Origin of the sequence: Xenorhabdus beddingii (assembly GCF_002127545.1) — a bacterium.
GTDB classification, from domain to species: Bacteria; Pseudomonadota; Gammaproteobacteria; order Enterobacterales; family Enterobacteriaceae; genus Xenorhabdus; species Xenorhabdus beddingii.
The window spans coordinates 1-663 of sequence record NZ_MUBK01000149.1; the positions used below are offsets into that span (position 1 = coordinate 1).

At 53.7% G+C, this 663-nt stretch carries 1 protein-coding gene; it reads right to left on the minus strand.

Features of this window, described 5'->3' with window-relative positions:
• Nucleotides 1-566 (minus strand): DUF4123 domain-containing protein (locus Xbed_RS18955; RefSeq protein ID WP_086114330.1); only part of this gene is annotated, 566 nt, incomplete at its 3' end.
• Between the last annotated feature and the right edge of the window lie 97 nt (nt 567-663).

Sequence of the window (663 nt, forward strand, 5' to 3'; positions counted from 1 at the left end):
TGCTCACCCAATGTAAACGGGATTTCGCTGTTACCTTCGCTACACGCGTCGGGACGGCAAAACCGCATTGGTTGCGGCCTGTCTATCAGCAGTTCTGTGACGGGCGACAACATCAGTGACCAGTCACTGGGCGTGAAAGCAGGCACCAATGCGCCAAAAATCCGTGCATCCATCATGCGGAACAGTACCGGCTCGCCGTTCATCATGACCCATTGTCGCTGCTGCCAGTGTTTAAGCTGCGCTTGCCACGGCGCATGGCTGCGGTAAGCCCAGCCCCAACTGTGGTCACTGAGTTCATACCTATCCAGCGCAGCCCCTATCTGCACGAATTGATTGGTTTTCGGTTGTACCAGCCACGGACTCTGTTTCAACATATTGCGCATCGGGGTGCCGCTATACAGCGGAAATGCCTGTTCGACCCAGTCATTGAGGTAAAATGACTCGATCGGATTCGGTTTTGCCAGCGAGTTGAGAATGAAGAATACCGGGGCTTTATTCGGTTCATTCAGCCAGGCTTGCCAACTTATTGCGGCTGCGGTGCTTTCCGTTGTGATCGTGTTGTCCATTGTGTTTACCCTTTAACCGGTTTAATGACTAAACCCGCATCCTGTTGCGCCAGTTCGGCACAAGCCGGTTGCACCGGAAATTCAGTTGCCGGGAGTG